The organism is Paraclostridium benzoelyticum, from assembly GCF_001006285.1.
GTDB classification, from domain to species: Bacteria; Bacillota; Clostridia; order Peptostreptococcales; family Peptostreptococcaceae; genus Paraclostridium; species Paraclostridium benzoelyticum.
This window is the reverse complement of sequence record NZ_LBBT01000245.1, coordinates 1-1,946: the sequence shown is the minus strand read 5'-3', so window position 1 is coordinate 1,946 and position 1,946 is coordinate 1. Positions and strand designations below refer to the sequence as shown.

1 protein-coding gene is annotated in these 1,946 nt (G+C 29.0%); it reads left to right on the top strand.

The annotated features are described in order from the left end of the window. The first annotated feature begins 263 nt into the window (after positions 1 to 263). Positions 264 to 1,712, top strand: a complete 1,449-nt coding sequence (locus tag VN21_RS12325) for an amino acid permease (RefSeq protein ID WP_046823524.1) — start codon at positions 264 to 266, stop codon at positions 1,710 to 1,712. Positions 1,713 to 1,946 lie beyond the last annotated feature (234 nt).

The following is a 1,946-nucleotide window of genomic DNA, read 5'->3' as shown; positions in this document are numbered from 1 at the left end:
ATAAAAAATGTATCAAAAAAATTTAATGCAATAGTTAACTAATATATGTGAATAATACTAATTTAAAAAAATAATGAAAATTAATAAAATACATACGTTTAGATTTTGAAAAGATTATGAATAGAAAAAATTAATTGTCAAAAGATTGGGAAAAAAGAAGAGAAATATACGAAGAAAACGATTTACAATAGCGTATTGACAATAAATTATAACAATATATAATAGAAACCGTAATCATACAAATTTTGGGAGGTAAAAGATCAATGTCTGATCAAAATAGAAATTTAACGTGGCAAAATATTGCCTTAATGGGATTTGTTATGGTATGGGGATTTGGAAATGTTGTTAATAACTTTGCAAATCAAGGCCTTACTGTAGTATTCTCGTGGATATTCATGATAGCTTTATACTTTGTACCATATACATTAATGGTGGGGGAACTAGGGTCTGCATTCAAGGATTCTCAAGGTGGAGTTTCAGCTTGGATAAGTTCAACTACAACACCAATGCTTGCATTTATGGCAGGATGGACATATTGGGTTGTTCATGTACCTTATTTAGCACAAAAACCACAATCATTATTGATAGCGCTTTCTTGGGCAATTAGTCCATCAGGAGAACTTGCTACAACATTAAAGGAATTAAATCCTTTAATATTACAAGGAATGGTACTTGTTGTATTTTTAGTATTTTTATATATTTCAACAAAGGGAGTAAAGGTATTAAAGGTTATAGGTAATGTAGCAGGTATGTCAATGTTTGTTATGTCTTTATTATACATAGTATTAGGGTTAGCAGCTCCAGCTATAACTGGGCATGTTGCAACACCTAATATAACACCTAAGTCATTTGTACCTAAATTTGACTTTGCATACTTAACAACTTTATCGATGCTAGTATTTGCTGTTGGAGGATGTGAAAAGATAGCTCCATACGTAAACAACACTAAAAACCCATCTAAAAATTTCCCTAAAGGAATGTTAATTTTAGCTGGAATGGTTGCTGTATGTGCACTTTTAGGATCAATAGCTATGGGTATGATGTTCAATGCTAATGCTATACCAGAAGACTTAATGATGAATGGTCAATACTATGCATTCCAATTATTAGGAGAGCATTATGGATTAGGTAGTTTATTTGTTATAGTTTATGCATTAGCAAATACTGCAGCACAATTATCAGCGTTAGTATTCTCAATAGATGCTCCACTTAGAGTATTATTAGGAGAAGCTGATTCTAGATTTATACCTAAGAAATTATCTAAAACAAATAAGAATGGTGTTTTAGTTAATGGATATATAATGACAGCTATATTAGTATCTGTATTAATAGTAATTCCAGCATTAGGAATAGGTAACACTAATGAGTTATTTAACTGGTTATTAAAATTAAACTCAGTTGTAATGCCAATGAGATACTTATGGGTATTCTTAGCTTACATGGGTCTTAAGAAGATGAGTAGTAAATTTAAAACTGAATACAAGTTTATAAAGAGTGATAAATTAGGATTCTTAGTTGGAGCTTGGTGTTTTGGATTTACAGCATTTGCTTGTATAATGGGTATGTTCCCAACAGATGTTCCTGCATTTAGTAAAGAATGGATATTTAGAGTTTCTTTAAATGTTATAACACCTATAGTATTAATGGGAATAGGATTACTATTACCTGTTATAGCTAAGATAACTAATGAAAGTGAAAATGCATCTAACTAATAAACTTAGTTAATAAGATAGAGAGAAAAATGAGTGAAGGAAACTTCACTCATTTTTTACGCTTAAAGAAACTATGTTTCACTAATATTTGAGCATAAAATCTAGAGTATAGTTAATAAAATATGTTTTTTCTATTCCTAAAAATAATTTATGGCAATATTTGAGCATATGTAGTTTTTACAAATTTAAAATAAAAAAATGAAAATAAATTATTCATAAATTAAAAAATTTATA

Excerpts from the sequence above, each read along its gene's own strand:
- VN21_RS12325 (WP_046823524.1), top strand. The coding sequence starts at position 264 with ATGTCTGATCAAAATAGAAATTTAACGTGGCAAAATATTGCCTTAATG.